Origin of the sequence: Phenylobacterium sp. (assembly GCF_036502675.1) — a bacterium.
Taxonomy (GTDB): Bacteria; Pseudomonadota; Alphaproteobacteria; order Caulobacterales; family Caulobacteraceae; genus Phenylobacterium.
Window position 1 is genome coordinate 1 of record NZ_DASXYF010000128.1, and the last position, 25,371, is coordinate 25,371.

21 protein-coding genes are annotated in these 25,371 nt (G+C 65.9%); 15 read left to right on the forward strand and 6 right to left on the reverse strand.

Annotated features, from left to right (window positions below; genetic code table 11):
- On the forward strand, nucleotides 1-227 hold a 227-nt coding region (locus VGL30_RS16720; RefSeq protein WP_331541155.1), incomplete at its 5' end, for a transposase.
- Nucleotides 228-619: 392 nt separating this feature from the next.
- Here VGL30_RS16720 and VGL30_RS16725 read toward each other — a convergent pair.
- On the reverse strand, nucleotides 620-2,200 hold the full coding sequence (locus VGL30_RS16725) for an ABC transporter substrate-binding protein (RefSeq protein WP_331541156.1): 1,581 nt from the start codon (nucleotides 2,198-2,200) through the stop codon (nucleotides 620-622).
- A gap of 248 nt (nucleotides 2,201-2,448) precedes the next feature.
- On the opposite strand from VGL30_RS16725, the gene VGL30_RS16730 reads away from it, so the two are divergent.
- Both VGL30_RS16730 and VGL30_RS16735 read left to right on the forward strand, forming a co-directional pair.
- Nucleotides 2,449-2,871, forward strand: coding sequence for a cupin domain-containing protein (locus tag VGL30_RS16730; RefSeq protein WP_331541157.1), 423 nt, complete (start codon nucleotides 2,449-2,451; stop codon nucleotides 2,869-2,871).
- A gap of 102 nt (nucleotides 2,872-2,973) precedes the next feature.
- On the forward strand, nucleotides 2,974-3,522 hold the full coding sequence (locus VGL30_RS16735) for a cytochrome b (RefSeq protein ID WP_331541158.1): 549 nt from the start codon (nucleotides 2,974-2,976) through the stop codon (nucleotides 3,520-3,522).
- Nucleotides 3,523-3,659: 137 nt separating this feature from the next.
- Here VGL30_RS16735 and VGL30_RS16740 read toward each other — a convergent pair whose 3' ends face one another.
- Complete coding sequence (locus VGL30_RS16740; protein ID WP_331541159.1) at nucleotides 3,660-4,715, reverse strand: alpha/beta hydrolase family protein; 1,056 nt, start codon at nucleotides 4,713-4,715, stop codon at nucleotides 3,660-3,662.
- A gap of 228 nt (nucleotides 4,716-4,943) precedes the next feature.
- Here VGL30_RS16740 and VGL30_RS16745 point away from each other — a divergent pair, with 228 nt between their 5' ends.
- Complete coding sequence (locus VGL30_RS16745; protein ID WP_331541160.1) at nucleotides 4,944-5,894, forward strand: GntR family transcriptional regulator; 951 nt, start codon at nucleotides 4,944-4,946, stop codon at nucleotides 5,892-5,894.
- 738 nt (nucleotides 5,895-6,632) lie between these two features.
- On the opposite strand, the gene VGL30_RS16750 is transcribed toward VGL30_RS16745, so the two are convergent.
- From VGL30_RS16750 to VGL30_RS16760, 3 genes are read right to left on the reverse strand one after another with little or no spacing between them, the layout of a single operon-like run.
- Nucleotides 6,633-8,231 (reverse strand): ABC transporter ATP-binding protein, encoded by a 1,599-nt coding sequence (locus VGL30_RS16750; protein ID WP_331541161.1) that lies wholly within the window; start codon nucleotides 8,229-8,231, stop codon nucleotides 6,633-6,635.
- The gene (locus VGL30_RS16755) at nucleotides 8,231-9,040 is read right to left on the reverse strand and encodes an ABC transporter permease (RefSeq protein ID WP_331541162.1); all 810 of its coding nucleotides are present in this window, start codon (nucleotides 9,038-9,040) and stop codon (nucleotides 8,231-8,233) included. The genes VGL30_RS16750 and VGL30_RS16755 overlap by 1 nt, the downstream gene beginning before the upstream one ends.
- The gene (locus VGL30_RS16760; protein WP_331541163.1) at nucleotides 9,040-10,005 is read right to left on the reverse strand and encodes an ABC transporter permease; all 966 of its coding nucleotides are present in this window, start codon (nucleotides 10,003-10,005) and stop codon (nucleotides 9,040-9,042) included. Before VGL30_RS16760 ends, VGL30_RS16755 begins: the two co-directional genes overlap by 1 nt.
- A gap of 236 nt (nucleotides 10,006-10,241) precedes the next feature.
- Here VGL30_RS16760 and VGL30_RS16765 point away from each other — a divergent pair, with 236 nt between their 5' ends.
- The 6 genes from VGL30_RS16765 to VGL30_RS16790 all read left to right on the forward strand — a co-directional run bounded on the left by VGL30_RS16765 (nucleotide 10,242) and on the right by VGL30_RS16790 (nucleotide 19,356).
- Nucleotides 10,242-11,537, forward strand: a complete 1,296-nt coding sequence (locus VGL30_RS16765) for an aspartate aminotransferase family protein (RefSeq protein ID WP_331541164.1) — start codon at nucleotides 10,242-10,244, stop codon at nucleotides 11,535-11,537.
- Entirely contained in the window at nucleotides 11,537-12,976 is a 1,440-nt protein-coding gene (locus tag VGL30_RS16770) for an NAD-dependent succinate-semialdehyde dehydrogenase (RefSeq protein ID WP_331541165.1), read from the forward strand. Before VGL30_RS16765 ends, VGL30_RS16770 begins: the two co-directional genes overlap by 1 nt.
- 433 nt (nucleotides 12,977-13,409) lie before the next feature.
- Complete coding sequence (locus VGL30_RS16775; RefSeq protein ID WP_331541166.1) at nucleotides 13,410-14,411, forward strand: formylglycine-generating enzyme family protein; 1,002 nt, start codon at nucleotides 13,410-13,412, stop codon at nucleotides 14,409-14,411.
- Nucleotides 14,412-14,623: 212 nt separating this feature from the next.
- Nucleotides 14,624-16,822, forward strand: a complete 2,199-nt coding sequence (locus VGL30_RS16780) for a TonB-dependent siderophore receptor (RefSeq protein WP_331541167.1) — start codon at nucleotides 14,624-14,626, stop codon at nucleotides 16,820-16,822.
- Between the two features lie 96 nt (nucleotides 16,823-16,918).
- Nucleotides 16,919-17,989, forward strand: a complete 1,071-nt coding sequence (locus VGL30_RS16785; RefSeq protein WP_331541168.1) for an isocitrate/isopropylmalate dehydrogenase family protein — start codon at nucleotides 16,919-16,921, stop codon at nucleotides 17,987-17,989.
- Nucleotides 17,986-19,356, forward strand: coding sequence for an NAD-dependent succinate-semialdehyde dehydrogenase (locus tag VGL30_RS16790; RefSeq protein ID WP_331541169.1), 1,371 nt, complete (start codon nucleotides 17,986-17,988; stop codon nucleotides 19,354-19,356). Before VGL30_RS16785 ends, VGL30_RS16790 begins: the two co-directional genes overlap by 4 nt.
- Before the next feature lie 139 nt (nucleotides 19,357-19,495).
- On the opposite strand, the gene VGL30_RS16795 is transcribed toward VGL30_RS16790, so the two are convergent.
- Nucleotides 19,496-19,636, reverse strand: coding sequence for a hypothetical protein (locus VGL30_RS16795; protein ID WP_331541170.1), 141 nt, complete (start codon nucleotides 19,634-19,636; stop codon nucleotides 19,496-19,498).
- 12 nt (nucleotides 19,637-19,648) lie between these two features.
- Between VGL30_RS16795 and VGL30_RS16800 the strand changes: the two genes are divergently transcribed.
- The 5 genes from VGL30_RS16800 (at nucleotide 19,649) to VGL30_RS16820 (ending at nucleotide 25,371) form a co-directional block, all read left to right on the forward strand.
- On the forward strand, nucleotides 19,649-21,007 hold the full coding sequence (locus tag VGL30_RS16800) for a serine hydrolase domain-containing protein (RefSeq protein WP_331541171.1): 1,359 nt from the start codon (nucleotides 19,649-19,651) through the stop codon (nucleotides 21,005-21,007).
- Between the two features lie 81 nt (nucleotides 21,008-21,088).
- On the forward strand, nucleotides 21,089-21,838 hold the full coding sequence (locus VGL30_RS16805) for a hypothetical protein (protein WP_331541172.1): 750 nt from the start codon (nucleotides 21,089-21,091) through the stop codon (nucleotides 21,836-21,838).
- Between the two features lie 406 nt (nucleotides 21,839-22,244).
- Complete coding sequence (locus VGL30_RS16810) at nucleotides 22,245-22,739, forward strand: hypothetical protein (protein WP_331541173.1); 495 nt, start codon at nucleotides 22,245-22,247, stop codon at nucleotides 22,737-22,739.
- A gap of 11 nt (nucleotides 22,740-22,750) precedes the next feature.
- Nucleotides 22,751-23,230 (forward strand): hypothetical protein, encoded by a 480-nt coding sequence (locus tag VGL30_RS16815; protein WP_331541174.1) that lies wholly within the window; start codon nucleotides 22,751-22,753, stop codon nucleotides 23,228-23,230.
- A 197-nt stretch (nucleotides 23,231-23,427) separates the two neighbouring features.
- The gene (locus tag VGL30_RS16820) at nucleotides 23,428-25,371 is read left to right on the forward strand and encodes a PAS domain S-box protein (protein ID WP_331541175.1); all 1,944 of its coding nucleotides are present in this window, start codon (nucleotides 23,428-23,430) and stop codon (nucleotides 25,369-25,371) included.

The following is a 25,371-nucleotide window of genomic DNA, read 5'->3' on the forward strand; positions in this document are numbered from 1 at the left end:
TCCGCAAGGCCATCCGCGCCGCCGGCGCCAAGCTGCTCTTCCTGCCGAAGTACTCCCCCGACCTGAACCCCATCGAACAGGTCTTCTCCAAGCTCAAGCACAGCCTGCGAAAGGCCCAGGCTCGATCCTACGACGCCCTCCTGGCCGCCACCGCCGAGCTGCTCGAAACCTACGCTCCCGACGAATGCCGAAACTACTTCGCCAACTCCGGATACGGAGTCGTCTGACCTCAACCCGCTCTAGTGCTCGACCGCACCATCGGCGAGTGGGACCTGAACATCGGCGCCGGCTACGGCTACGGCCGCCCTGAGGACCGCTGGATAATCAAGGCCGTGATCGGCGTGCCGATCTCCTGAACGGCCGCGCTGGTGGTGCGGTAGGACTCGAACGGAAACGTTTACCCGCGCCTACTCCGATACTTACAATTTCTCGCTTCGATTTATACCAACGGTCCTAGCAACAGCCTCCCACGTTATCCATCCTCCTGCCCCGCATCGCTCCTTCCGATATCGGGCCATAGCCGACGCGTGTGCTTAGGGGGCGTCCGTCACTGCTGGGGAGGTGCGCGCATCGGTCATGGCCAGGCGGCGGCCAGACGGGCCATGCCTAGGGTGCCTGCTCATCGCAGGCCGACACCCCACAGGCGCGGCTGCCCCGCAGGCCAGCCATTTAAGCCCGTCACATTGCCGCGGACGGCCGTGATTACCGCCGAGTTGAAAAGCGCGATGGCCGGCACGTCCCGCAGAAAGAGCGCGTGCAGCTGGTCGAACACCTTCTGCCGCTCGGCCGGATCGGCGGTGGCGCGCGACCGGGCCAACAGGCGCACGGCCTCCGGGTCGTCCCAGAGCTTGCGCGGGTCGGCAGACTTGTTCCCGAGCATGGCGTCATAGCTGAGCGACGGATCGAGGCGCGCGGAATAGGCGGAGCTCATCATCTGGTACTTGCCGCTGTTGTAGCGGGCGAGCTGACTAGCCCAATCGACGGTGTCGATAACGATATTGATGCCAGCTTCGCGCGCCATCGCCTGCACGAGCACTGCGGCGTCGAACATCAGGGGATACCGGTGGTTCGCCAGCAGCTTGATCGGCTGGCCGTGATAGCCGGCTGCCGCCGCAAGGCGGCGGGCCTCGACGATGTTGTGCTTCGGGAGCTGCGCATGGATGGCATCGTGGAAGCGGCTCGCATCCGGCACGACGGAGCGATCCGGCGCGGCGGTGCCCTGGGTGATCACCCGCGTCAGGGCGGCGACATCGACGGTCGCCGCAATCGCCTGACGCAGCCGTACATCCCTCAGGACCGGATCCTTGGTCTGAAAAAAAATTCCGTAGAGGTCCATCGTCGGCTGTACCTCGAGGTGCAGGTCCTTGCGGCGGCGAAGCTCCCTCACCTCAATCGGGAGCAGCCCGCTAACGACGTCCAGCTCGCCGCGGAGTAGGGCCGCTTCCGCCGCCACAGGGTCAGGGATGACCAGGAACCGAACGCGGTCCACCAGGGGCGCCTTGCCGCCGGTCTCGCCGTCGCGCGAGCCCGGCAGCGACTGGTAGGCGGGGAAGCGGACCAGATCGATGTACTGGTTGCGCTTCCAACCCGCGAAGCGGAAAGGCCCCGTCCCGATCGGTGCCCGCCAGCTCCCGTCGGGGCCCACCGAACTCGGATACAGGATCCCCGTCCCGCCGCAGTCGAGGCGCGAGAGCGTCGAGAGGAACTGGGGGGCCGCCTTGTCGAGGGTAATGCGGACAGTCGCCAGGTCCAGCGCCTGCACGCCGGTGATCGTCGCGAACCCGCCGCCGTCAAACTCGTGCAGGCAGCGCCAGTGAGTCTTCGGATCGAGGTAGCGGTGGAAGGACCAGACGACCTCGGCCGAAGTCAGCGGCGCGCCGTTGTGGAACTTCACTTCGTGACGGAGATGGAAGGTGTAACTGCGCCCATCCTTCGAGACCTCCCAGCCTTGCGCCAGCAGCGGTCCGACGGAGAGGTCCTCGCGGTAGGCAACCAGCCCCTCGGTCACGTGTAACAGCACGCCGTCGGTGTTCTCGTCGCGGCGCACGCCCGGGTTGGTCGAGACGATGTCGGCGTTCAGCCGGGCGCGCAACACTGTCTGGGCGCGCGCCTCTGTCCAAGCAGGAAACACGGCGCCGGCTATCAGCAAGCCGAGCGTCACATGACGTGCCAGCCAGGCGGCGCGGAATCTAGGTCTCACGCTCGCGCGCCCCTTTTTCTGGCGCAAAGCTAACCGGCACGCCAAGAGATCCTAATGCCTTTCGGATGATCACAATGCAATCCCTCCGGCGTCGGCCGAACACGCATGCGCGACCATTTGATCTCATCGCAAGCCCTCCCTGCACCATTGACTAACATTGCGTTATGTGATCTCAAAGTACGAACAACGTGCGTCGGGCTTCAGCGCCCGTCTCGCACAAGCCCACCCAACCAGGCGTCCAGCGAACCATGAGCCAAGAAGCGGTAATCCTGCATCCGGCGGACCTTCCCGTTAAGGACCGCGGCGCAGGTATTCGGACAACGCCTCTCGTCACTGCCCGCATCGGATCCACGAGTCTGCTCAATGGCGTCACCAAGCTCGCTCCCGGCGCCGCCGTCCCGCTTCATATCCACAATTGCGAAGAAAGCGTGCTGGTAGTCTCCGGGCAGGCGCGAGTGCACATCAATGGCGTTGAGCGGGACGTTTTGCCCGGAGACGTCACCTGGATCCCGACCGGTGTGCCGCACTTCTTCCGCAACACCTCCGAAGCGGAACCCATGGCGATGTTTTGGACCTACGCGTCCATTGACGCGACACGAACGATCCTTGCGACGGGCGTGACCACCCGGATCGACGAGGAGCATGCTGGGGCCGTCCCGGCCACCGCGTAAGCTAAGCTAGAAACGGACGGCGCCGCGGCCCTATGCCGCGACGGCGCAACCCCCAAGCCGGCGCACCCGCCGGCGATCAAAGCTGACCCCGGAAGACGGCCGATGCCCGCCCCAACACCTACGCCTTCGGTTTACAGCGCGCGCGCAGTGCTCGCGCATTGGATCACCGCTGCCCTGGTTCTGGTCCTGTGGGTCTTCGGTCGCAACCTCGACCTGTTTCCTCACGGCGATATCCGGATGCAGGCCCGCTCCGTGCACATGCTGTTTGGCTTAGTCGTGCTGGCCGTCATCCTAGAGCGGATTTGGCGCCGGTTCCACCACCCCGTCGCGCCGCCGCATGGCAGTCCGCAGTGGGCTAATCGCGCCGCCGCCCTCATGCATCTGGCCCTCTATATCCTGGTATTGGCTGTCATCGTGGTCGGCCTTGGCACGGAATGGGCTCGGGGCGACCGCATCTTCGGACTTTTCAAGGTCACTGCGTTCGACCCGACCCATCCGGCGGTCCGCCGGGAGTGGGGAGACGTCCACGGCCTTCTCGCGAACATCTTGCTGTGCCTGGCCTTGGCTCACGCGTTCGCGGCTGTGGCGCATGAGTTTGTGTGGCGCGATGGCGTCTTGAGCCGCATGATTCCTGCCTTGCGTAGGACCTGAGCTCAGGGTCGTTCCTCCCGCCAAGAAACTCTCGCCGGAGCTGATCTCCTAGAACGCATGCATGGCTGACGACGCTCTGTCTCGCGCCCCCCCGGCAAGACGGAATCAAGCCGGACAGTTGGAGTGCGGATCGACTGCTACTCGCTCTTCAGATAGCGGCCCAGCCATCGGACGATCCGGTCAGTGGCGTCATAGCGCTCGGGGGTCTGCGCGCTCATCATCTCGTGGCCGCCGGGGGCATTGTCATAGATCTTCGCGTCGAAGGCCTTGTTGTTCAACTTCAGTAGAGAGACTAGCCGTTCCGCGTTGTAGGAAACCGGGACGCTCTCGTCGCCTTTCGTGCCAATCACCAGCACAGGCGTCTGGATCTTCTCCACGAAGTTTATCGGCGACACGTTGATGTATTGCTGAAGATTCCTATCCGGCAGCTTGCCTTCGAAGCTGGGGCTCTCGCGGGCAACCTCGTCGCGCCGGTAGTTGGGCTTGTAAGCCATATAGGCCACGAAATCCATAAGGCCGACGACATCCACGGCTACCTTGAAGCGCTGCGGCTTCTGCTCAATCGCGGATACCGTGATCATGCCCCCTCGACTTTCGCCGAGAATTCCCAATCGGGCTTTGTCAACGTAAGGAAGCGTCTCGAAATAGTCGGCGCCGGCGAAGACGTCGGCGACGTCCGTCACGCCATAGTCGTTCTTATAGGTGTCGGGACCGTAGCCGCGCGAACTGCGATATTCCGGGAAGAACAGGACGTAGCCCTGCTCCACCAGGGTATCGACGATCTGATACCACGTCCGATCGAAGGAACCGTGGAAGCCACCGTGTACGACGACGATCGCGGGATATTTTTTCCCCGCCGCCAGGTGCTTGGGGGTAAAGATGTGGCCGGGAATCAGATCGTGACCGGAAGCATACCGGATGGTACGCATTGAGATTCTGTCGCCGTACTGGAGCAGGAACTGATTTTCGATGGCGTAAGCCTCGGTCTCGTAGAGGTCCTGCTGCAGGATCTTCAGAACCGCAGCGGGGTCTTTCGCGTCCCGGTCGACGTTCTCGAATTCCGCGAGCGTGCCCTCCGCCTTCGCCGCCGCTCGAGCCGCGACTTCGGCATGAGCCAAGGCGGGAGCCGAGAGGCCCAACAAGGCGGCGGCGAGCGCGATCCTCCCCACCCCGTAAATGTCCCGGATGGCCATACTGCAATCTCCCGATGAATCAATTTATGTCTTATTAGATCATATAATGCATTGTCAACGCAGCTTGGCAGATTGGCAGTGCCTGGAATTTACCCGCAGTTGGGAATTTCGCCGAGGCGACATCCCATGCACTTTCTTATATCATAACGCAGTGAGGCTGCAGATATTGACACCCGCGGCGCTGTGCGGTGCGAAACTACGTCACGGCTGCGGCTTAGGAGACGAGAATTGACCGGCAAAAGAAGCCCTGCCGAAGGGATCATTCCCAGCAAGCTGCAGCGAAAAGTAGCGCTGCAGATCTCAGAATACATCCGCGACAATGGCCTGCAGCCCGGTGACCATTTGAGCGAGCTGGGATTGGCAGAGGCGTTGAGCGTATCGAGAACGCCGGTTCGCCGGGCTCTCGAGTATCTCACTGAGCTAAATGTTGTGACGCCGAACGGCCCTCGGCGCGGCTTCGAGGTGGTGGGAAATTTGTCTGCGGCGACCGAGCTTGCAGAAGACACTGCGCAGTCCGATGAGGAAGAGGCGCTCTATATGCAGATGGCCGCCGATTACGTGGCATGGAAACTGCCAGAGCAGCTCTCCGAAGCCGATATGATGCGGCAATACGGTGTCCATCGGGGGCTATTGCGCCGCACACTCCAGCGGATGGTTCGTGATCAGGTCGTCGAGCGGAATCTGGGTCACGGCTGGCACTTCAAACCCCTACTCCGCTCCATCGAAAGCCACGACAAGAGTTATCGCTTCCGGATGTTAGTGGAACCAGCCGGCCTGCTCGAACCGTCGTTCGCGCTGGACCGCAGCTGGGCCGAACAATCTCGGCGGAACCATGAGGTTGTCCTCAGGACGCCTGTCGACGAGCTGTCCATGGTCGCGTTCTTCGACGTGAACGCGGAATTTCACGCGGGGCTGGCCGCGTGCTCGTGCAACGAGTTCTTCTTCCAGGCGGTCCGGCAGCAGAATCAGCTTCGCCGGTTCTTGTGCTATTCGCCCGACGTCATCGACCGGGTCGCCGACTCCTGTAACGAACACCTCAGAATCCTCGACGCGGTAGAAGCGGGCGATCTTGAGTGGGCGTCAACCCTGATGCGCCGGCACCTGGAGATTGCCTTCAGGATCAAACCCGCTCCAGTGCGCGTCGACGATTCCATCCGAAGTCGAAGCAGGGAGAAATAGGCGCTGACGACTGGCGATGAGGCATGACATTGCCAGGCGAGCTTCAATCCAATCGCTCAGCCTGGCCGGCAGCTAGGATACTCCTTGATCGAGTCGAGCATGGATTCGGCCGATCGCTGTCCACACTGCAAGCTGTCAAGTTGAAGAGGAAATTACACGCGTCGCGACCTGCAAACTTCCATCATCCGTGCAGGAATACCGTCACTTATCGGATATCTTCTCAACTTTGATGACATGGTTAGAATTTCTTCCATGGCCGACCGTACAGATCAGAGGGTCCTCGACGTACTGGCCCCGCGACACCGATCTGACGAGCACGCGGCTCGGGGAGCGCATGGGCTGTCGCCTTCGGCCGCGCACCGGCGCGTGAAGCTGTTGGAGGAGGCTGGGCTGATCGCCGGCTACCGCGCGCGGCTGTCGCGCGAGGCGCGCAGAGATCCCTCGTCGTCTTCGTTTCCGTGACGCTGATGGACCAGGCGCAGGAGGCGCTAGCCCGCTTCGAGATGCGATCAGCGCTCGACGGACATCGCCGAGGCCCATGTGATGAGCGGCGAGTCAGACTACCTCCCGAAGGTCCCGGTCCGCGCCGACGAATGCTTCTAGCGCGTGCACCGCGACGTGGATGGCTTGGTCGCCCGGCGTGCTGCGGCTGGTCTCGCAGTTTTCCATTCGCGCTGTCCTCGATGCACACGAGAGTTCCGCCGGAAGCGACCGACATCAATCACGACGGCACCGCCGTTAAGACTGCTTCCTCAAATGCTGGGTTGCCGTCAGCCTGGGCGTCGCCGCCAGGAGCTCGCGGGTGAAAGGGTCCTTCGGCCGGTCGAAGACCGCGTCGCGCGGCCCCTCTTCAACGACTAGGCCGTCGCGCATGACGATGACGCGGTCGGCGATCTGCTCGACGACGCCGAGGTCATGGGTGATGAACAGGCAGGCGAAGCCGTAGGCGGACTGCAGCTTCTCGAACAGCGCCAGCACCTGGGCCTGGATGGTGGCGTCGAGCGCCGAGACCGGCTCGTCGGCGACCACGAAGCGGGGGCGCGTCACGACCGCGCGGGCGATGGCGACCCGCTGGCGCTGGCCGCCGGACATTTGGTGCGGGAAGCGGTCGGCGAGATGGTCGAGGCCGACGTCGGCCAGCAGCTCCTCCACCCGGGCGCGGCGCTCGGCCTTGGAGAGCTCGGGCAGGAGCCGCAGCGGCTCGGCCACGACCTGGCGCACGCGCATGCGCGGGTCGAGCGAGGAATAGGGATCCTGGAAGACGAGCTGGGTCTGGCGGCGGAACGCGATCTGGTCGGGCCCGGCCAGATTCAGCGGGTCGAGGCCATCGAAACGGATCTCGCCGCGGGCGGCGGGATTGAGCCCCAGGACCGCGCGGCCGAGCGTGGTCTTGCCGCAGCCCGAGCCACCGACGACCGCCACCATCTCCGAGGGCGCGACCGTGATGTTGACGCCGGCGAGGGCCTGGAAATCCGTTGTCTCGCCACGGCGGCGGTAGGCGACCTTCAGGTCCTTGACGCTAAGCAGCTCGCCCTTCGGCGCGCCGCGCCCCCGCGGCGTCCGCTGCGGGAGGGAGTCCACGAGGCGCTGGGTGTACGGATCGGCGGGCTGAGATAGCACCAAGGCGGCGGGGCCCTGCTCCACCGTGCGGCCCTTCTCCAGCACCACGGCCCGCTCGGCGTAGCGGGCGACGAGGCCAAGGTTGTGGGTGATCAGGATCACCGCCGTCTGCGCCTCCGCCGCGAGCTCGGCCATCACGTCCAGCACCTCGCGCTGCGCCAGCGTGTCGAGGGCGGTGGTCGGCTCATCGGCGATTAGCAGCTTCGGCTTCAGCATCATCACCGAGGCCAACATGATGCGCTGGCGCATGCCGCCGGAGAACTCGTGTGGATATGAGGCGAGGCACCGGGCGGGGTCGGCGACGCGCACGCGCTCCAGCATGGCCAGGCAGATCTCGCGCCGCTCCACTGCGGTCATGGCGCGATGGAGCTTGAGCCCCTCCTCGAGCTGGGTCCCAATCCGCATGGCTGGATTGAGCGAGACCATCGGCTCCTGGAAAACCATGCCGATCTCGCTGCCACGAATCCGGCGCAGCTCCGGATGGGACAGGGCGCCGATATCGCGGCCCTGGAATTCGAGCTTGCCGCCGGTGCGCCGCACGCCCGGAGGCAACAGGCCCAGAATGGCGCGCGAGGCCATCGTCTTGCCGCTGCCGGACTCGCCCACCAGCGCGGCGAACTCGCCGGACCTAAGCGTGAGCGAGAAGTCCTGCAGCAGGACGGGGCCGGACTCCGCCCGAATCGTCAGGCCTTCGATGTTCAGGAGCTCGCCCGCCATCAGAGGTGCCTCGGGTCGAAGCGTTCGCGTAGCGCATCCGAGAGGAGGTTGGCGCCCAACAGCGTGGCGGCGATGCAGAGGCCGGGCGCGACGCCGAGCCAGGCGGCGGTGTCGAGGTAGGGCCGCGCCGAGGCCAGCATGTTACCCCAGGTGGGCGCGGGCGCCGGTACGCCGACGCCCAGGAAGCTCAGTGCGCTTTCCGAGAGCAGCACCCAGCCAAACATGCTGGTGGCTAGCACCGCGATCTGCGGGGAGGCGTTGGGCACCACGTGGCGGATCATCGAGTAAACCTCGGAGTTGCCCATCACGCGGGAGGCCTCGACATATTCTCGCTCGCGGATCGAGAGCACGCTGGCGCGCACGACTCGCACGACCGAGGGCAGATAGGCGCTGGCGAGCGCCGCAATGATGCTGCCGACGCCGGCACCGAAGACAGCAATCACTCCGAGCGCCAGCAGCATGCCGGGGAAGGCCAGCATGGCGTCGTTGAAGGTCATCAGGGTGCGGTCAACGGGGCCACGTAGGAACCCCGCCGCAACGCCCACGATGGCGCCAGCGGTGACCGCGCAGGCGACGGTGGCGAGCGCGATGCCCACGCTGATCCGGGCGCCCGCCATGACTCGGGAGAGCACGTCGCGGCCGAACTCATCGGAGCCCAGCCAGCGGCGCGCGGAGGGCGGCGCGAGGGTGGCGCTGAGGTCGATCGCCAGGGGATCGACCGGGGTCCAGACAAAGGAGACGAGCACGGTGAGCAGCAGAAGGCCCACCAAGGCGGCGCCGAGCACGGCGGAGAAGGAGAGTTTCCTCATCAGCCTTCCACCGTCACGCGCGGATCGAGCAGCGGGTAGCAGAGATCGACCGCCAGGTTGATGAGCACATAGACCAGCGCGGTGAAGAGCAGGCAGCCCTGCACCACGGCGTAGTCGCGGGCCAGGATGGAGTCCACGATCAGTCGGCCGAGCCCCGGCAGGGTGAAGACGGTCTCGATCACCGCCGCCCCGCCCAGGAGGTGGCCGAGCGTCAGGCCGACGAGGGTGAGTGTGGGAGCGAATGCATTCGGCAGCACGTGCTTCACCAGCACGGCAGGCTCGGAGACGCCCTTAGCGCGGGCGTGGGTGACGTATTCCAAGCGCAGCACGTCGAGCGCGCTCTCGCGCATCATCCGGGTCAGCACGCCGCTCTCGACGATGGCGAGCGTCGCGACGGGCAGGATCAGGTAGAGGAGCCCTAAGCCGAAGTGCTCCTTCAGCGGCACGAAACCCACCACCGGCAGCCATTGCAGCTTCACGCCGAACACCAGCAGGAGCATGAGGCCGAGCCAGAAGCTCGGCACCGCCATGCTTAGCGCCGAGCCGGCGACGATGGCGCTGTCGATGTGCCGGCCGCGCCGCGAGGCGGCGACCAGGCCAAAGACCAGGGCGATCAGGGTGGCCAGTGCTACCGCGCTCACAACTAAGGAGGCGGTCACCTGGAAGCGCTGCAGGAGCAGCGGCAGGACCGCCTCGCCGGTGACCGCCGAAACGCCCAGGTCGCCGCGCGCGGCGTGGGCGATCCAAGTCAGGAACTGCGCGGCAAGCGGCCGGTCTAGGCCCATCTGCTGGTGCAGGGCCGCCACCGCCTCGGCGTCGGCGTCGGGCCCCAACATCACCTGGGCGGGATCGCCGGGGATCATCCTGATGAGGGCGAAGACGAAGATCGCCGCGATCAACAGCGTCGGCAAGCTGAGCAGCAGCCGCTTCAGGACATAGCGGAGGGTCGTGGCGGCGCGGCCCATCTCAGACCCACGCTCCATAGCTGCTGCTGCGGGTCCTGGAGCCCCGCTCGGGCGGTCCCCCAAGAATCTCGATGAGGCGGCAAGGCCCGGACATCCGGTTCAGGTTCCCCCTTGTTGAACGGCAGGGCCCACTGTAACACTGCGTTTTGTGATCAGAAAAGACATAATCCAACTGGCCACGCCCTCGAACTCTGGGAGTCACGATGTCGACGACGCTCTCGCCGCTGAGAAATTCAATGGAGCCGTTCTGGCTGCCGTTCACTGCGAGCCGTGGGTTCAAGGCAGCGCCGCGGCTGTTCAGCGGCGCCGAGGGCATGCACTACATCACTCCGGACGGTCGCCGTATCCTGGATTCCATCGCAGGCCTGTGGTGCGTCAACGCCGGCCACGGCCAGCGCCGGATCGTCGACGCCATCAAGGCCCAGGCCGAGGTGCTGGACTTCGTCTCCTCTTTCTCGATGAGCCATCCGGCCGCCTTCGAGCTCGCCGAGCGGTTGACCGAGATGGCGCCGCGCGGCATCGAGCACGTGTTCTTCACCAACTCCGGCTCGGAGTCGGTGGACACCGCCCTGAAGATCGCCCGCGGCTATCACCGCGCCCGCGGCCAGGCCGAGCGGGTGAAGCTGATCGGCCGGATGAAGGCCTATCACGGGGTCGGCTTCGGCGGCCTCTCGGTGGGCGGTATCGCGCGCCACAAGACCGCGTTCGGGCCGCTGCTGCCTGAGGTCGACCACATGTCCCTGCCCTACGACGCCAAGGTTTCCGGTTTCTCGAAGGGCCAGCCGGACGACGGCGCAGTCTATGCCGACGACCTGACCGAGCTGATCGCCCTGCATGGGGCGGAGACCATCGCGGCGGTGATCGTCGAGCCCGTGACCGGGTCGGGCGGCGTCTATCCGCCGCCGAAGGGCTACCTAGATCGGCTGCGCGAGATCTGCACGGCCAACGGCATCCTCTTGATCTTCGACGAGGTGATCACCGGCTTCGGGCGCCTCGGCGCATCCTTCGGCGCCGAGCGGTTCGGGGTTACGCCAGACCTGATGACGATCGCCAAGGGGATGACCAACGGCTCTGTTCCGATGGGCGGCGTGCTGGTCTCCGGGAAGGTCTTCGAGGCCTACATGTCGAAGCCCGAGGACCAGATCGAGCTGCCGCACGGCTACACCTATTCCGCCCACCCGCTGGCCTGCGCCGCGGGCCTGGCGACGCTCGAGGTCTACCGCGACCTGAACATCTTCGAGCGGGCCGCCGAGATGGCGACGGTCTGGGAAGCGGCGATCCACAGCCTAAAGGGCGAGCCGCATGTGGCCGACATCCGCAACATCGGCCTGCTCGGAGCCGTCGAGCTGAGCCCCCGCGAGGGAGCGCCGGGCGCCCGCGGCGCCCAGCTGAACAAAGTGGGCTTCGAGGACGGTGTCCTGCTGCGCAACGCCGGCGACATCATGGTCTTCTCGCCGCCGCTGATCATCTCCGAGAGCGAGGTGCACCAGATCGTCGAGACCATCCGCACCGGTCTGAAGAAGGTCGACTGATGCCCAAGGCCGCCTACCCAGCGCTCCACCTGTTCATCGCCGGCGAATGGATCGGCGCGGAGTCCCGCGAAAGCGAGCCGGTGATCGACCCGGCGACCGGCGAGACGCTCGGGCAGTTGCCGCACGCGACGCCGGCCGACCTCGATCGCGCGGTGGCCGCCGCCGCTGACGGATTCAAGCGTTGGCGCGCGACGTCTGTGATCGAACGCGCCGCCGTGCTGCGCCACGCAGCGACCCTGATCCGGGAGCGGATCGAGACCGACGCCGTCACCCTCACGCTCGAGCAGGGCAAACCGCTCGCCCAGGCGAAGGCGGAGCTGTACTCGTCCGCAGACTGGTTCGAGTGGTACGCCGAGGAGGCGCGGCGCAACTATGGCCGGCTGATCCCCGGCCGCACGCCCGGCGCGACGCTGCGCGTGGCGAAGGAGCCGGTCGGCGTGGTGGCGGCCTTCACGCCGTGGAACTTCCCGGCCAGCCAGGCGGCCCGGAAGCTCGCCCCGGCGCTCGCCGTGGGCTGCAGCTGCATCATCAAGCCATCGGAGGAGACGCCGGGCGCCGCCCTGGCGCTGGTCCGCGCGCTGGACGACGCGGGCCTGCCGAAAGGCGTGGTCAACGTGGTGTTCGGCGTGCCCGCCGATGTGTCCACCCACCTGATGGCGGCGCCGGAAGTCCGAAAGGTGTCTTTCACCGGCTCGACGGCCATCGGCAAGGTGATCGCCCGCCAGGCCTCGGAGGGCCTGAAGCGCGTGACGCTCGAATTGGGCGGCCACGGTCCGGTGGTGGTGTTCGACGACATCGACATCGACTGGGCGGCGAAGTTGTCCGCGACGGCGAAGCTGCGCAACGCCGGCCAGGTCTGCACGTCGCCCACCCGCTTCCTGGTGCAGAAGAAGGTGCACGGCCGCTTCGTCGAGGCGCTGACCGCCGCCATGGCCGCGACCAAGGTCGGCGACGGCCTGGACCCTGCGACCGAGATGGGTCCGCTGATCAATGCGCGCCGCGTGGAGTCCGTCGCCGCGCTGGTCGAGGACGCGAAGGCCCAAGGTGCGGCCGTGCTTACCGGCGGCGAGCGGATCGGTAACGCGGGCGCCTTCTTCAAGCCCACGGTCCTGGCCGACGCCCCCCTATCGGCGCGTGTGATGAACGAGGAGCCGTTCGGCCCCATCGCGCTCATCCGCGTGTTCGAGGAGCCGGAGGAGGCGATCGCCGAGGCGAACCGCCTGCCCTATGGCCTGGCCGCCTACGCCTTCACTCGCGACAGCGCCCGCGCCGAGCTGATCCGCCGCGACATCGAAAGCGGACTCGTGGGATTGAACACCTACGCCGTGACCTGGCCCGAGACTCCGTTCGGTGGCGTGAAGGACAGCGGCTACGGCAGCGAGGGCGGCTCGGAGGGGCTGGAGGCCTATCTGGTGACGAAGTTCGTGAGCGAGGCCTGACCTTGAGCGCCTCCCCGATATCGAAAGGTCCTGGATCACCGTACAGTTCTCAGCAAGCTCCGAGGTGGCCACAGCCGTCCGCTTACGGGGCTTTCGGGCGATGATTTCTGCCGCAGGCGCCGAAGCCCGCCGCCGTAACGCCGTCGCCTCCGACTGGACGACAACGGCGTTCGTAATCATTCAGTCGACTGGCGCCCTGCGGAGCAACTGCCGCTCGATACATACCATGGTGGGCGTGGCGTTCACCGGAGCCCTTTTCCTCCGACTGACGAGCCGCTCGACAGGCAAGTCCGTCCTCGCAAGCTCGGCCCATTACGAGGGCTCGTCCGAAACCCGACCTCGTTCAGCAGCCGACGCAAATCCGCGCGCCGAGCGGATTGTGCAAGGCCGCGGGTAAGGAAGCCGAAGAAATCGCTCCACCATCGGGGGGGAAATGACGATCGCGCTATTGCCGAACCGTCGACACTTGCTCGCCTCGGCGCTCGTGTCAGGAGCCGCGAGCTTCGCTCGGTCAAGCTGCGCCACCGCGCGTTCGATCCTTGGCCTACGGCTACAGCCGATTCCGGCAGGCTCGTTCCTTATGGGCAGTCCGGAGACAGAGTCCGGCCACAGACCCGACGAAAGCCCGCGAACCCGGGTCTCCCTCACCCGACCATTCTGGCTGTCCCAGTTCGAGGTGACGCAAGGCCTATGGCGGACCGTGATGGAATCTACGATCCTCTACCAGGCCAAGCTGATGCTCGCCGACGACGCCCTCTACATGCTGGGCGGCACGGAACGCACTATCCGTGACCGGCTCGGCTTCGACAAGGACATCGATCCGGAACGCGCGATCGGCGACATTCGCGACGACCTTCCGATGTATTGGGTGAACTGGGTCGAGGCCGCCGAATTCTGCCGCCGGCTGAACGATCATTCGGCACCGCCCAAAGGCTATGTCTATCGCCTACCCACCGAAGCCGAGTGGGAATATGCCTGCCGCGCCGGAACGACGGGCGCCACCTATATCGGTGACCTGCAGATCCTAAGCGAGCGCGATGCCCCGGCTCTCGACGCGATCGCCTGGTACGCTGGCAATAGCAGCGTTGGATTCACGGGCAAGGGGTGGCCCACCGACGACTGGGCCGGCAAACAATATCCGGGGGGGATGGCTGGCCCCCGGGCCGTAGGGGGCAAGGCTCCAAACCGGTGGGGCCTCTATGACATGCTCGGCAACGTGAATGAGTGGTGCCACGACTGGTACGGGGCATTGCCGGGCGGCTCGGTGAGCAATCCCACGGGACCGGCCTCGGGGAACGCGCGCGTCATCCGCGGCGGATCGTGGTTCAACCCCGCGCACAGTGCACGCGCCGCCGACCGTGACTGGAGCAAGCCCGGCCGACGGTTCTGGGGCCTGGGGTTCCGAGTGGCACTCGCGCCCCGCCTGGACGGCTAGAAGGCAGGCGCGGCCACATCGCTCGCGGCCGCCCGACGTTCGTGGAAGCCGCATGTGCCCACGCGGCCACAGAGTCGCAAGTTCGGCAAAATCGTGATGGCGCTTTCTGTGATCACATAATACATATAGATGGCAGAACGGGCCGCCGAATTGGCGCCACGGGCCGACTTCTAGCTGCACAAAGCGCAATGCGCGATCATAGGGGATACGATATGCCTATGCCCATCCGGGCTCCGGCCATGGTCTTCGGGGGCGGCCTGTCCGTCGCCGTCCTCATGGGGACCACTGCGCTGGCGCAGACGGCACCAGCCATCTCGGCCGCCGCTACGCCGGCCACCGCCGCCGCTGCTGCGGCTAACACACAGCCGGTGCTGGAGGAGATCGTCGTCACCGCCGACCGCAAGGGCTACGGCGCCGAGCTCGTCCAGGCGGGCAGCTTCCGCGGCGCGAAGGCCCTCGACACCCCGATGACCATCAGCGTGATCCCGAACCAGGTGCTAGTTTCGCAGCAGGCGATGAGCTTGTTGGATGCGCTGAAAAACACTGCCGGGGTCACCCAGGCCCAGACCTCTCCGACCGTCTACAGCAACATGGCGATCCGCGGCATCAATGTTGAGAACCGCGGCAACTACCGTCTCGATTCCAGCCTGCCGATCATTAACCTCGTCGACCTGCCGCTCGAAGACAAGGACCGCGTGGAAGCCCTGAAGGGCGCCTCGGCCCTCTACTACGGCTTCACCACGCCCGCCGGTATTATCAACCTGACGATGAAGCGCCCGAGTCAGAGCGAGTACCTGCTCGCGCACGTGTTCGGCGACAGCCACGGCTCGATCGGCGGCCACATCGACGCGAGCGATACTTGGGGCATGTTCGGCGCGCGGATCAACCTAGTGAACGCCGACGTGGAGTCCGGCATTAAAAAGACCGAAGGGCACCGCACGCTCTTGGCCGGCGCCTTCGACCTCAAGCCGATCGACAAGCTCACCATTAGCCTGGACGTCGAGCACATTGAGAAGACGATGCCGGAGCCCACTGACTGGTTGCTGGTGGCTCCGAAATCGACGGGGACGAACCTCTATCCGTCGATCGCGCTGCCGCCGCTCCTCGACCCGACCACCAACCTTGGCTCGGAGTGGCTGAAGAACAGCGCTAAGGAAGACAACGCCCTAGGGCGCATCCGCTACAAGATCAACGACCAGTGGGAGGTCACGCTCGACGGCGGCCAATCCAAGCTGGCCCGCACGCGCCATTTCTCGAGCTTCACGGCGACCGACTTCGTCACCGGAGCAGGCACGGAGTCGATCAGCATCCAGAACAACTACAAAGCCGTGAACAAGAACATCCGCGGCGAAGTCGCCGGGACGTTCTACACCGGGCCGCTGCTGCACGAGATCCTGCTCGGCGCCTCACGCAACGAGCGCACCCAGTTCAACGCCAACCAGGCTAAGGTCACCGCCCCGCAGAATTTCTGGGCACCGCAGGATGTACCCGAAAGCACTATTCAGCCCGTTCCCGGCGGGGTGACGACAGGTATCCTGGACATCGGCTATTACGTTTTCGACCGGATCAAGTACCACGAGTGGCTGCAGGTGCTCGCCGGTGTACGCTACTCCGACTACACCGAAAGTAACCGCACCACCGGCGCCACGACCTTCCACGCCAGCCCGACCGCGGTGTCCTACGGCGTGGTCCTGAAGCCCCGCAGCTGGGCGTCGTTCTACGGGACCTACATCGAGGGCCTGGAGTCGACGCCGCTGGCTCCCATCGCTGCGGTCAATGCGCTCGCGCAGCTGCCTCCGACGGAGAGCACCCAGTGGGAAGTCGGGGTGAAGGTGGAGCCGGTCCGCGGGCTTCTTTTCCAGACGGCCTACTTCGATATCGACCGTGGCTCGACCTACGTAAATGCCCAGAACCTCTATGTTCAGGACGGCCGCGCACGGTACCGAGGAGTCGAAGCCAGCCTGACCGGCGAGGTCACCCCGAACCTGTCGGTCTACGTCAGCGCCCAATACCTGAACGCCAAGCAGGAATCGGGCGCCGCGACGGTTATTTCGGGGACGGCTGTTACGCCCACGGCGGTGGGTCGCTATGTGGAGAACACGCCGAAGATCACCTACTCGCTCTCCGGCGAGTACCGCCTGAATGAGCTGATCGAGGGGCTTAGCATCAACGCCGGGATCTTCCACATCGGCAAGCGGGCGGTGAACAACCTCAATGAGGGATGGATCCCCGGCTATACGCTACTGAACCTCGGCGCCGCCTACCAACGCGAGCTCTACGGCCATCGGACCACTTTCCGGGTCAACGCCGAGAATGTCGGAAACACGCGATACTGGGCCTCTACGGGCTCGCTGTTCCTGGCGGAGGGCGCGCCCTCCGTCGTGAAATTCTCCGTTTCCACCGAGTTCTAGCCGGCCGGCCGGGGGCGAGCCTCCGCCGCCTCGCCCCCGGCCTCCCGTCTCCTGCCGCGGCAAGCCGCGCGAGTGTTCAGTCTCTGAGGACCTTCAATGAACCTCCTATTTTTGCCCGGCGACGGAATTGGTCCAGAAATTACCCATGCCACTCTGCGGGTGCTGGACGCCGTCGACGTGGCGCTTGGGATCGGATTCTCCATCGAGCAGATGGACATCGGCCTCAAGAGCTTGGCCGAACAAGGAACGACGTTGCCACAAGCAGTCATGGAGCGCATTCCGCAGGTCGACGGCGTCGTCTTGGGTCCAGTGTCGCACTACGAGTATCCCTCCCGCGTGGAGGGCGGCATCAATCCTTCCGCAGAGTTGCGAACCGTCTTCGAACTGTACGCGAACGTCCGGCCATGCCGCTCGCGCAAGGGGCTGAGCATCCTGCGTAGGCCGATGGACCTGGTGATCGTTCGGGAAAACACCGAAGGCTTCTACTCGGACCGCAACATGTTCGCCGGCTCGGGCGAATTCATGCCCGATGCCGACAGCGCATTCTCGATCCGCAAGATCACCGCCAAGGCGTCCGCGCGGGTCGCTCGAGCCGCATTCGAGCTCGCGTCTGGCCGCCGGCAGAAGGTCACCGCAGTGCACAAGGCAAATGTTTTGAAGCTCTCGGACGCGCTGTTCCTGCGCGAGGTCCGCAAGGTCGCCGCCGAGTATCCGGATATCGAACTTGAGGAGGTAATCGTCGACGCCGCCGCGGCGCTTCTGATCCGCTCGCCAGACCGCTTCGACGTCATGGTGACGACGAACATGTTCGGCGACATCCTTTCCGACGAAGCCTCAGAGCTGAGTGGAAGTCTCGGTCTGGGAGGCTCCATCAACGCCGGCGACGCGCTCTGCGTCGCTCAAGCCCAGCACGGCTCGGCCCCCGACATCGCGGGGCAAGGCGTCGCGAATCCGACCTCCCTGATCCTTTCAGCGGCGATGCTTCTCGACTGGCTTGGCGCGCGGCGCGCGGACGAGCGATTGCGCCGGGCTTCCCGGCTGATCGAACAATCGGTCGAGACGGTATTGGATCAGCCGGCGCTGCGCACCCGGGACATCGGCGGCGAAGCCCGGACCGAGGCGTTCGCGAACGCCGTGGCCCACGCCATCACCGCAGGTGCGCCATGATCGTCTCCCTCAACCCCGCGACCGGAGCCGAACTGGCCCGCTTCAAACTTCAAGGTGAGGAGGCGGTCGAGCACGCCTTGGACGCCGCCACAGCCGCCCAGAGGAAATGGCGACGGACGGCGCCGGAACACCGCGCCGCCCTCCTGCGCCGCATCGCGCAGGCGCTGCGCAGCGACAAGGCCGAGCTGGCGCGGCTCATCTCGCTGGAGATGGGCAAGCCCCTGCTCGAGGCGGAAGCCGAAATCGAAAAATGCGCCATCAACTGCGACTTCTACGCCGACAGCGGCCTGAAATTCCTTGCCGATACGGCGATGCCGTCCAACGCCAGCGAGAGCCTCGTCGTCCACGATCCGCTCGGCGTCGTGCTGGCGATCATGCCGTGGAATTATCCCTTCTGGCAATTCTTCCGCTTCCTCGCCCCTGCCCTGATAGCCGGCAACGGCGCAGCGCTGAAGCATGCGGCGAATGTTCCGCTCTGCGCGAAAGCGATCGAGGACCTCCTGGTCAAGGCGGGCGCCCCGAACGGCCTCGTCATCAATCTGGTCGTCGAAAACACTGCCGTGGCGGGGCTCATCGCCGATCCGCGCATCGCCGCCGTCACCCTGACCGGCTCCACCCAGGTCGGCATGATCGTGGCTTCTCAGGCTGGCAAGGCGCTGAAGAAGCAGGTCCTCGAACTGGGCGGGTCCGACCCCTTCATCGTGCTCGCCGACGCGGATCTCGAGCTGGCAGCCGATGCAGCCGTCAAGGCCCGGTACCTGAACACCGGGCAAAGCTGCATCAATGCCAAGCGCTTCCTGGTCGTGGACGCTGTCGCCGACCAGTTCGTGGACCTCTTCGTCGCTCGTGCCCAGCAACTCAAAATGGGCGACCCCTTTGAGCCAGGCGTGCAAATCGGACCGATGGCGCGGGCCAACCTCCGTGTGGCGTTGGATGACCAGGTTCAGCGTACGGTCTCGGCGGGCGGCTGGCTGCGGCTCGGCGGCATGCCGGCGGCGGGTCCCGGCTTCTTCTATCCGCCCACCATCATCGACCATGTGCTGCCGCACATGGCTGCCTTCCGCGAAGAGACCTTCGGTCCGGTGGCGGCGATCACGCGCGTAGCCGACGAGGACGAGGCCCTCACTATGGCCAACGACACCGAATTCGGATTGGGCGCGTCCATCTGGACGCGGGACCTTAGCCGCGCGAAGGCGTTCGCCCGCCGCATCGACGCAGGCGCCGTGTTCATCAATGGCGTCGTGGCGTCCGATCCGCGCCTGCCGTTCGGCGGCGTGAAGCACTCTGGCTACGGTCGTGAGCTCGGCGAGCAGGGTATGAAGGAATTCATGAACACCAAGACGATCTGGATCGGGCCCGCCGTCTAACAGGCGTGTCCGGTCGCGGCCTCAGCTCAAAGTGGCGACCGCCCCAGATCGAAGCGCCTGGGAAAACACGTGGCTGCAAAACTCTCATGCACTATATGGTGCCATAGTACAAAGAAATTGACCGCCTGGGAGCGCCTCCCTAACGTTCTTGGAAAGGGTTCGGTGATGTATGGAAAGTAGGGCAGACGTCGAAGGAACGGCTCTCCCGGCCGCAGCCGCCGGAGGCTTCAATGGTGAGCTGCAGCGCGCCAAACCCCACGAGCTTGGCGTCGACGCCCATGCAATTCTGGCCATGCTGGACGACCTCAAGGCGGCCGGCAACGAAGTCCACAGCCTCATGCTCTATCGGCACGGCCGCCTGGGGGTCGAGGCCTTTTCTTGGCCGTACCGTCCGGGCGATCGGCGCATCATGCACTCCTTCGCCAAGAGCGTGGCATCCTGCGCCGTAGGGCTGGCGATCGCGGACGGCGCGTTCGCCCTCACCGATCACGTGGTGTCGTTCTTCCCGGACCTCCTGCCGGAGGTGGTCAGCGAAAACCTCGCCGCCATGACGGTCGAGGACCTCCTCACCATGCGCACAGGCCATGCAGCCGAGGTCGGAGGTCCGGTCTGGCGCGCGATCGAGACGAGCTGGATCGCCGAATTCTTCAAGATTCCCGTCGAGTCCCGGCCGGGCGAACGCTACGTCTACAGCAGCGCCGCGAGTTACATGCTGGCCGCCATCCTCTACCGCACGACCGGCCAAACACTTCACGAGTATGTCAAACCCAGCATCTTCGCTCCGCTCGGGATCACGGGCGAAACCTGGGACGTAGGGCCGGATGGCTTCAATCCCGCCGGCAATGGGCTGAGCTGCAGGGTAAGCGACCTGCTCAAGATCTGTATGCTCGCGGCTCACAAGGGCTCATGGCAGGGGCGCCAACTTGTGCCGTCCGAGTGGATGGCAGAGGCCACGCGGCCCCAGACGCCTGAAGTCAACTACGGCTATCACTGGTGGACCTATCCGGATGGCGGGTTTGCCGGCATCGGCTTGTTCATGCAGCTGGGGCTGGTGCTGCCCCAGCACGACGCGATCCTGGTCATGACCGGCGCCATGGGGCGCGCCAAAGAGGTCAAGCCACTTCTCGACCGCCACATTCCGGCGATGTTTGGCCCGCCGAGGGATGAGTCCGAAGCCGACAGGGTGCTTCGCGATCGTTTGCGAAAGGCAGCCGAACCCTGGCCGCTCCAATCCTCGGGCTCCAACTTGCCGGAAGCGATCAGCGGCCGGACCTGGCACGTCGATCCCAATCCCTTCGGGATCGATGCGATCCGGCTCGAGTTCGCGGAAGACCGGTGCGTGTTCCACCTCGCCGACGCAACCGGTGAGCATCAGATCGCGGCTGGTCTGGACGCATGGATAGAGGGACGCACGGACATGCCGGGTCGCTCCCTGCATCATGGCTACGAGTGGGACGACGCGACAGTCTTCGCCGGCGCCCGCTGGATCGACCCGCGACATCTCGAACTCACCTGGATCTTTTCGGGATCGGCGTTCCGAGACACCGTTTCCTGCTTCTTCGAGGGCGACGCGCTGACGCTGGACCGAAGCGTCAACGTCAATTCTGGGGCGCGTGAGTGGCCGCCCCTGACGGCTCACCTGCGACGCTAAGGTGGTCGCTGTTCATCGACACACAGTGCGTGAGGTTCCTCAATGGGTGCTTGGCTCCGGTGTCTGACTGCGGTCTGCGCAATGGTCATGCCGCTGTCGTCTGGATCGGCGATGGCCGCCTCAATTCCGATTCATGGCGGACCACGCGAGCTCATCATCACCTACAGGGCCCAACCGGCGGATCGTCCCGCCTTTCGCGCCTATCTACAGACGGAAGGCGTGGCTCTGCTGCGCAAGCTCAAGTCGGAAGGGGTGCTGACCAGCTGTCAGATCCTGTTCAATCCCTTCGTGCAGCCCAGCACGTTGGACGCCATGACGGTGCTCAACTTCAGACGCTACGAGGACACCGATCGCTGGCAAAAGATCGAAAAGACAATGCCGGGCGGGCTTAGCCCGGTAGGCCTGAAGCTGGCCAAACCCTCCGCGACTTATTCGGCCGATCTGGAATGGGACGGCGAGGCCCCGCAACCCGGGCCGCTCGCCGACCACGTGTTCTACGCGATCCCCTACACGTACAACAAAGCCGATCAGTATCGGCAGTTCGTATCCGGCTACGTCGTTCCCCAGGCCGAGGGGTGGATCAAGGAAGGCGCCCTCAGCCGCTACCGCTTCTTCATGAACCGGTTCCCTGTCGGAGATCCGGAGCCCTGGGACTCACTGTTCCTCCTCGAATACCGGAACCTGGCCGCGTTTGGCGATCGCGACGAGGTCCTCAAGAAGACCCGTATTCCGTTGAGCGAAATCCCGTCCTGGAAGCAATTCAACGACACCAAGTCCAGCATTCGTACGGAAAGCGAGAACACGGTCATGAGGCATCTGGCGAGCTGCTGAAATCAGCTCGCGTCAGTTGCGAGCCAGCGACCGTGGGTCAAGATCAGCGCGCCCAAAGCCATGACGCAGAGTTCGCCTGCTTCCGAGCTGGAGACAAGTCGCGCCCCGACTGCGCCCACCACCATTCGTCCGACGCCGGATGGCGGGGATTGTCTCCTTCGGATTTGCGCTCGCACGCGCCGGTCGCCGTTGAACATCGATTTCCGGCGCCCAGAGATCCGAGAGGAATTCGGACGACCGGGTGCAAGTCGAGACCGCCGCTGCGACTCCCGCTCGCAGGGGCGACGTCATGACGTGACGTGACGGCCGCCTCACCGACGCCCTGAAGCACCCCCAAGCTTTACTTGCATCCTGCCGGCGTCTGGCGCGTTTGCATCTGCACTGGAACTGGAGGGAGTGATATTCCATGCGTAACTGGATCATGGCCGGGAGCCTCGCTGCGGTGGCGGCGCTGCCGATTCTGGCGGCGCCCATGGATGCGGACGCGGCCTCCTGCAGGAGCCGCAAGACCACCGGGACCATCCTGGGCGGCGTCGGCGGGGCGCTGCTGGGCAACGCCGTTTCGCACGGCGGCGGCGGCGCGGTGATCGGCGGGCTGGGCGGCGCGGTGGTGGGACACGAGATCGGCCGCGCCGGGTGCCGGCGCTACCGCTCCGCCTCCTACTATCGTGCGCCGGCGCGCCGGTCCTCGAGCCGGGCGCACGGCTACGCCGACGCGGCGCCGGCGCCCACGCGCACCGTCTACTACGACCGGTATGGCCAGCCCGTCACCCCGGGCGCGGGGCCGGCCGGCTACGCGCCGGCCGCCTATCCCGTGGCCAGCTGCCGCATGACCACCCGCGCCTTCTATGACGACCGCGGCCGGCTGGTGCAGCAGCCGATGCAAGTCTGCGACCGCTAAGGAACCCCCACATGACCCTCAAAGCTCTCATCACGGCGGCATGCGTCGCGGGCCTTGGCCTGGCGGGCTGCAACGAGCGGCAGATGAAGGCCGCGAACACCGGGCTCTGCTACGATTTCAAGGCCGCGAAGACTCCGGCCCCGAACGCCGCCGCCCCTCCGGTCGCGACCGACGCCACCGCCGCGGTGGAGGATTGCGTGCGCCGATGGGCCTACACCCTGGCGCCGTCCGGCGACGACGCGGACGCGGTCTCCGAGGCTGCGGTGGCGGCCTGCGGCGGCGCCCTGGCGCGCTGGAACCAGCAGACCGTCGGTCAGGCGGATCCCGCCGCGGAGGCGCTCAGCATCACCACCGGCCAGCCGACCAACCCGCTCGCCGAACACAACACCTTCGCCCACGCCCGGGCCCTGCTCTACGTCGTCCAGGCGCGCGCCGGCCACTGCGCGCCGCCGCCGGCGACCGGGGGCGCGCCCGAGGGGGCCGCGCTCTAGGCGGGAACGGACGATCGGCCGGCGAAAGCGTCGGACGCGACGACGTCGCAGCCTTAACCGACCACAGGCGTTACGATCGACGGGCGCGCCAACCCGATCGCTGAAAGGCGTCGGGGGACCGCCGGCGCCCGGCGCACATGGCGTCATCGCCCCGATGTCGAATAGGCGCCGCCGCGCATCGGCGGCGAGAGGACCGGATGGAACACGCAACGCCCGTCGTGGACGTCAAGTCGGACGAACGTCGATATCGTCTGCTCGTCGATGCGATCACCGACTACGCCATCTACATGCTGGACGTCACGGGCGTCGTCATCAGCTGGAACCCCGGCGCGCAGCGTTTCAAGGGGTACGCCGCCGACGAAATCGTGGGCCGGCACTTCTCGACGTTCTACACCGACGAGGACCGGGCGGCCGGACTTCCCGAGCTGGCGTTGCGGACCGCGGCGGAGAAAGGACGCTTCGAGCGCGAGGGATGGCGCGTCCGGAAGAACGGCGAACAGTTCTGGGCGCATGTGATCATCGACCCCATCCGGGCGCCGTCCGGAAAGTTGGTGGGGTTTGCGAAGGTCACGCGCGACCTCACCGATCGGAAGGAGGCCGAGGACGCCCTGCGCCGCAGCGAGGAGCAGTTCAAGCTGCTGGTCCAGGGGGTCACGGACTATGCCATCTACATGCTCGACCGCGAGGGCCGGGTCACCAACTGGAACCCCGGGGCCCAGCGGATCAAGGGATACCATCCCGAGGAGATCGTCGGACAGCACTTCTCGCGCTTCTACACACAGGAGGACCGCGATGCCGGCGTCCCGGCGCACGGCCTGGAGACCGCCCTGCGGGAAGGGCGCTGGGAGCAGGAGGGCTGGCGGGTCCGCAAGGGCGGCGAGCGCTTCTGGGCGCATGTGGTCATCGATCCGATCCGGGACGACGGCGGCAGCGTGGTCGGCTTCGCCAAGGTGACGCGCGACATCACCGAAAGGCGGGAGGCCCAGCAGGCGCTGGAGCAGGCGCGCGAGGCCCTGTTCCAGTCGCAGAAGCTCGACGCCATCGGCCAGCTCACCGGCGGGGTGGCCCACGACTTCAACAACCTGCTGATGGCCGTGCTCGGCAGCCTCGAGCTGGTGCGCAAGCGGATACCCAACGACCCGCGCATCACCCCGCTGGTCGACAATGCGATCCAGGGCGCCCAGCGGGGCACCACCCTGACCCAGCGGATGCTGGCCTTCGCGCGCAAGCAGGAGCTGAAGCTGGAGGCGGTGGACCTGACGTCGCTGGTGCAGAACATGCTCAACTTCCTGCAGCGCTCGATCGGCCCGACCATCCACATCGAAACCTGCTTCGCGCCCGGCCTGCCCCCGGTGCGCACCGACCCGGCGCAACTGGAGACCGGGCTCCTGAACCTGGTGGTCAACGCGCGCGACGCCATGCCGAACGGCGGCGGCATCTCGATTTCGGCCCGCCGGGAAACGGTCGGGGGCGGCGACGGACCGCTCGCGCCGGGGGAGTACATCCGCCTGCAGGTGACGGACACCGGCGAGGGCATGGACGAGGCGACGCTGGCGCGCGCCGCCGAGCCCTTCTTCACGACGAAGGGGGTCGGCAAGGGGACCGGGCTGGGCCTGTCGATGGTGCATGGCCTCACGGCGCAGTCCGGCGGGCGGCTGACGATCCACAGCCGCCAGGGCGAAGGCTCGTCGGTGGAGCTGTGGCTGCCGGTCACGGCCGCCGACGCGCCGGGCGATCCGGCGGCCTATGAGCCGGTCGTGGACACCGCGGAGTCCCGGCGGCTGCGAATCCTGGCCGTGGATGACGACAGCCTTGTGCTCAGAAACACCGCCGCCCTGCTCGAGGACCTTGGCCACCACGTCATCGAGGCCGCGTCCGGCCAGGAGGCCCTGGCCGCGCTCGCGCACCACCCTCACCTGGATCTGATGATCACCGACCAGGCCATGCCGCAGATGACCGGGCTGGAGCTCCGCGAGGCGGTCCTGGCGGATCGGCCGCAGTTGCCGGTGCTGATCGCCACCGGTTACGCCGAAACGCCGGCGGGGGTCGACCTTCGCGCGTCGCGGATCTCGAAACCGTTCACGCAGGACGCGCTCGCGGCCGCGATCCGGGACCTGGTCCCGGCCAAGGCGGAACGCTGA

Excerpts from the sequence above, each read along its gene's own strand:
- VGL30_RS16730 (WP_331541157.1), top strand. The coding sequence starts at position 2,449 with ATGAGCCAAGAAGCGGTAATCCTGCATCCGGCGGACCTTCCCGTTAAG.
- VGL30_RS16735 (WP_331541158.1), top strand. The coding sequence starts at position 2,974 with ATGCCCGCCCCAACACCTACGCCTTCGGTTTACAGCGCGCGCGCAGTG.
- VGL30_RS16740 (WP_331541159.1), bottom strand. The coding sequence starts at position 4,715 with ATGGCCATCCGGGACATTTACGGGGTGGGGAGGATCGCGCTCGCCGCC.
- VGL30_RS16750 (WP_331541161.1), bottom strand. The coding sequence starts at position 8,231 with ATGGCGGGCGAGCTCCTGAACATCGAAGGCCTGACGATTCGGGCGGAG.
- VGL30_RS16755 (WP_331541162.1), bottom strand. The coding sequence starts at position 9,040 with ATGAGGAAACTCTCCTTCTCCGCCGTGCTCGGCGCCGCCTTGGTGGGC.
- VGL30_RS16760 (WP_331541163.1), bottom strand. The coding sequence starts at position 10,005 with ATGGGCCGCGCCGCCACGACCCTCCGCTATGTCCTGAAGCGGCTGCTG.
- VGL30_RS16765 (WP_331541164.1), top strand. The coding sequence starts at position 10,242 with ATGGAGCCGTTCTGGCTGCCGTTCACTGCGAGCCGTGGGTTCAAGGCA.
- VGL30_RS16770 (WP_331541165.1), top strand. The coding sequence starts at position 11,537 with ATGCCCAAGGCCGCCTACCCAGCGCTCCACCTGTTCATCGCCGGCGAA.
- VGL30_RS16775 (WP_331541166.1), top strand. The coding sequence starts at position 13,410 with ATGACGATCGCGCTATTGCCGAACCGTCGACACTTGCTCGCCTCGGCG.
- VGL30_RS16780 (WP_331541167.1), top strand. The coding sequence starts at position 14,624 with ATGCCTATGCCCATCCGGGCTCCGGCCATGGTCTTCGGGGGCGGCCTG.
- VGL30_RS16785 (WP_331541168.1), top strand. The coding sequence starts at position 16,919 with ATGAACCTCCTATTTTTGCCCGGCGACGGAATTGGTCCAGAAATTACC.
- VGL30_RS16790 (WP_331541169.1), top strand. The coding sequence starts at position 17,986 with ATGATCGTCTCCCTCAACCCCGCGACCGGAGCCGAACTGGCCCGCTTC.
- VGL30_RS16795 (WP_331541170.1), bottom strand. The coding sequence starts at position 19,636 with ATGGGCGTCGACGCCAAGCTCGTGGGGTTTGGCGCGCTGCAGCTCACC.
- VGL30_RS16800 (WP_331541171.1), top strand. The coding sequence starts at position 19,649 with ATGCTGGACGACCTCAAGGCGGCCGGCAACGAAGTCCACAGCCTCATG.
- VGL30_RS16805 (WP_331541172.1), top strand. The coding sequence starts at position 21,089 with ATGGTCATGCCGCTGTCGTCTGGATCGGCGATGGCCGCCTCAATTCCG.
- VGL30_RS16810 (WP_331541173.1), top strand. The coding sequence starts at position 22,245 with ATGCGTAACTGGATCATGGCCGGGAGCCTCGCTGCGGTGGCGGCGCTG.
- VGL30_RS16815 (WP_331541174.1), top strand. The coding sequence starts at position 22,751 with ATGACCCTCAAAGCTCTCATCACGGCGGCATGCGTCGCGGGCCTTGGC.
- VGL30_RS16820 (WP_331541175.1), top strand. The coding sequence starts at position 23,428 with ATGGAACACGCAACGCCCGTCGTGGACGTCAAGTCGGACGAACGTCGA.